The organism is Nocardioides sp. CF8, from assembly GCF_000389985.1.
GTDB classification, from domain to species: domain Bacteria; phylum Actinomycetota; class Actinomycetes; order Propionibacteriales; family Nocardioidaceae; genus Nocardioides; species Nocardioides allogilvus.
The window spans coordinates 4,102,196-4,105,790 of record NZ_CM001852.1; the positions used below are offsets into that span (position 1 = coordinate 4,102,196).

The following is a 3,595-nucleotide window of genomic DNA, read 5'->3' on the forward strand; positions in this document are numbered from 1 at the left end:
GTGCCCAACCTGTCCGGACAGAACACCTAGCGTGCCCATGATGAACCTTGAATGGAGAACTTGATGATGAGGAAGACGCTGGCTGCGATCGCCCTACTGGCCACCGCTGGCCTGACGCTGACTGCTTGCGCAGACGACCCGGACGGCGACGCGACGAGCAGCACCGGTAGCGACAGCACCGCCGCGTTCAACGACGCCGACGTCAACTTCGCCCAACTGATGATCCCTCACCACGAGCAGGCGATCGAGATGGCGCAGATGGCGCAGGGTCGGGCGAGCAACGGTGAGGTGCTAGAGCTCGCCGAGAGCATTGAGGCGGCTCAAGGTCCCGAGATCGAGACCCTGGAGGGCTGGCTCGAGGCGTGGGGTGAGGAAGTGACCTCCGGCGGAATGGGTGGGATGGATCACGGCGATATGGGTGACGACTCTGGTGGCGCAATGTCGGGCATGATGGACGAGGAAGAGATGAACGGCCTCATGGAGGCTTCGGGCGCCGACTGGGACCGCATGTTCCTCGAGATGATGATCGAGCACCACGAAGGCGCCGTCGAGATGGCCCAGGTGGAGGTCGATCAGGGCGAGAACCCGGACGCGGTAGCCCTGGCGGAGAAGATCATCAGTGATCAGCAGGCCGAGATCGCCCAGATGCAGCAGCTCCTCGAGTCCTAGACCACGTTCAGAGCACGAGCGCTCATCCCCTGAAGCCGGCGTCGTCGTATCGGTAGCAGGGGCAGACGGTGTCGGTCGTCGGGTAGCGCCTCCCCCCAAACCGGCGTGCCGCCGGACTGCACCGCCTTCCCCCGAGGCGAGTTCGGCGGCATGCCCCCATCCGGCGCCTGTCGGTGTCCTCGCGAACTGAACGGAAGGAAGTTCGACTGTGCCGGTCATGTCAGCCGTCGAAGTAGCGTTCTGCCGGAGCGCGCCTTGGCGGGTGCTCGCGCGCCGAGTTGTCCTGCCCTGGGCCCTTGGCGGTGAGGAGCTGACCGGTGACGTCCTGGAGATCGGCGGCGGCAGCGGCGCCATGGCCGACGGCATCGCCCAGTTGTTTCCCGACGTCCGCCTCACGGTCACCGACATCGACGACGCCATGGTGACATCTGCTCGGCACCGCCTGGCCCATCGCGGAAATGTGACCGTGCGACAGGCCGACGTCACTGCTCTGCCGTTCGGTGATGCCAGCTTCGACGCCGTCACGTCGTACCTGATGCTCCATCACGTCACCGCGTGGCGGGAGGCGCTCGGTGAGGCAGCGCGAGTGCTACGCCCGGGCGGCGCGTTCCTCGGCTACGACCTCACCGACACTCGAGCGGCGCGCCTGACCCATCGCCTTGACAGATCCCCCCATCTCCTCCTGTCCGCCGACGGGCTCCGCATCGGCCTCGCTGAGGCGGGGTTCGACGATGTCGAAGTTCGTCCTTCCGCTTCCGGCCACCTCATGCGTTTCGGAGCCAAGCGGAGTGTGGGCTAGGTGTATCCGCGCGAATGACCCTTCTCCACTTCGGGTCAATGACACCCTGACGTTTGCTTGGGAGTGCACTAAGCGGAAACGGGTGGATGCCTGGTTGACCTGCTGCGCTCTCGCGAGTGCAGAGCGGCACGTTGCCCATGTTCGAGCGACCGGCGACGTGTTCTCGGCAGATGATGTGGCCACCAACCTGCCCGCTAGGGTCGTCGATCGGGCTCCTCCTTGGCGGCCCCGTTGGGTCTTTCGGTTCGCCCAGCCGTCGGGCGCAGCATGGTGAGGGCGATGCCGGCGGCGATGAGCGCGATGACGGCGTTGACGGTGAGAGCCGTCGAGAAGCCGCGCACGAACGCCGCGTGATGCTCGTCGCTGATCGTGCGAGCGAAGGCTGCGCCGGGTCCGAACGAAGCGAGGATTGCTCCCATGATCGCGATCCCGAGGGTGAGCCCGGTGGTTTGGAACGTACTGAACACGGCGGCCGCGGAACCGTGGCCGTCAGCGTCGGTTGATCCCATGGCGGTCGCGGTGGTCGGCGCCGTGACCAGTCCGATCGCGAAGCCGGCCAGGGTCAGCCAGGGCACCAGGCTGCCGATACTCGAGTCCATGCGCAGCCCCGACAGCCCCAGGAGCGCCCCGGCGAGAAGCAGCATTCCGAGGGCGACCGGGATGCGGGGCCCGATGCGATCTGCGAGCCGGCCGGCGTACGGCCCGACGACGACAATCGTGATAGTCAGAGGCAGCAGGCCGGTGCCCGCCTCGAGTGCCGAGTAGCTGAGCACGGTTTGCAGGTACAAGGCCAGGAAGAAGAAGAGGCTGCACATCACCGAGGTGGCGAGCAGGATTTGGATGTTCGCTCCGGCGAAGGCGCGATCTTTGAACAGTGACAGTTGAAGCAGGGGCTCCGCTGTCAGCCGTTCGTGCCTTATGAAGAGCGCGAGGCAAAGGCCAGCGCCGAGAAAGAGAGCAATGCTGCGCACCGAGAGCCATCCGGCGCCGTTGGCCTGGGTGAGCCGGAGGACCAATGCGAGCAGACCCGCGCCCGAGATCACGGCACCGAGGGCGTCGAGGCGCAGGGACGGCCGCGGCGCGTGATCGTCACGCAGGACGGCGCGCGCCAGCAGCCACACACCCACGCCGACGGGAGCGTTGATCAGGAAGATCCAGCGCCAACCAAGGGAGTCGTTGATGACTGCGCCAACCAGCGGACCAAGGCCGAGCGCGCTGGCTGAGAGTCCGGCCCAGATACCTAGCGCCGTGGCGCGCTGGCTGCGCGGGAACACGTCCGCGATGATCGCCAGAGCGGTCGGAGTCACAAGCGCGGCGCCAAAGCCTTGGACGGCACGCATGACGATCAGTGACGCTCCGGAAGACGCGAGTCCAGCACCCAGCGAAGCGAGCGTGAAGATCGCAAGACCCGTCAGGTACATCCGCCGCCGACCGAAGCGATCGGCAAGCTGCCCGGCGAGGAGGATGAAGGCGGCAATCGTCAACGTGTAGACGTTGACCAGCCACTGCAGCCCCTCGAGGTTCAGGCCGAGCTGACGCTGGATCGCGGGTTGGGCAACCGCGACGGCCGTGTCGTCCAGCAGCAACAGAAAAGTCACGGCTGTCAGCCCCGTCAGCGCGAGCCAGCGCCGGCTTGTGTGCTCCTCCCTCTCGACGCTGGCGCAGTCGGGGGGTCGCTCAAGAGGCTCGTACGGTGCCGATGCCGGGGTGCCCTTGTCCTCAGTCCTTCCCCGGACCCGCCACCCGATCATGCCGACAAGGCGACCGAGCGCTCCCGAGTGCCGGTTGCCGCGGAGTCGCGGGCCGTCGGCCGCGGGAGGCGCGTCGCTTGAGCATCAGCGCCGGGGCGCCGTGTTCGGGCGTCATCGGGTGGTCGTCTACGGGCCATGGCGGGGGCTGCAGCAGATCAGTGGCAATGCCGCTGCTGGCGGGCCGGCTCGATGGATTCGTCGGGTTCGTCACTGCGACGCGACGTGTGGTCGTGTTCGGCACCAGCGTGACCGCCGTGCCCTCCCATGGCGAGCATCATCAGCGGGCAAGCCAGCAAGACGGCGTATAGCAGGGCGCTAGTCAGCGGTACGCCGACAAGCAGCAGGATGAACCGCCCCGGAGTTTCCGGAGACTGTT

At 66.8% G+C, this 3,595-nt stretch carries 4 protein-coding genes; 2 read left to right on the plus strand and 2 right to left on the minus strand.

The genetic code is table 11. From position 1 onward, the window contains the following. The first annotated feature begins 66 nt into the window (after nt 1-66). Complete coding sequence (locus CF8_RS19970; protein ID WP_036493841.1) at nt 67-669, plus strand: DUF305 domain-containing protein; 603 nt, start codon at nt 67-69, stop codon at nt 667-669. A gap of 217 nt (nt 670-886) precedes the next feature. Then, nucleotides 887-1,468: a class I SAM-dependent methyltransferase gene (locus tag CF8_RS19975; RefSeq protein WP_232211541.1), complete on the plus strand. Its 582-nt coding sequence runs from the start codon at nt 887-889 to the stop codon at nt 1,466-1,468. Between the two features lie 194 nt (nt 1,469-1,662). On the opposite strand, the gene CF8_RS19980 is transcribed toward CF8_RS19975, so the two are convergent. Together CF8_RS19980 and CF8_RS19985 are read right to left on the minus strand one after the other, a co-directional pair. Continuing rightward, the gene (locus tag CF8_RS19980) at nt 1,663-3,219 is read right to left on the minus strand and encodes an MFS transporter (protein ID WP_051204287.1); all 1,557 of its coding nucleotides are present in this window, start codon (nt 3,217-3,219) and stop codon (nt 1,663-1,665) included. A 155-nt stretch (nt 3,220-3,374) separates the two neighbouring features. Next, nucleotides 3,375-3,595, minus strand: a 221-nt coding sequence (locus CF8_RS19985) for a DUF2933 domain-containing protein (protein ID WP_036491615.1), incomplete at its 5' end; no start/stop codon positions are given.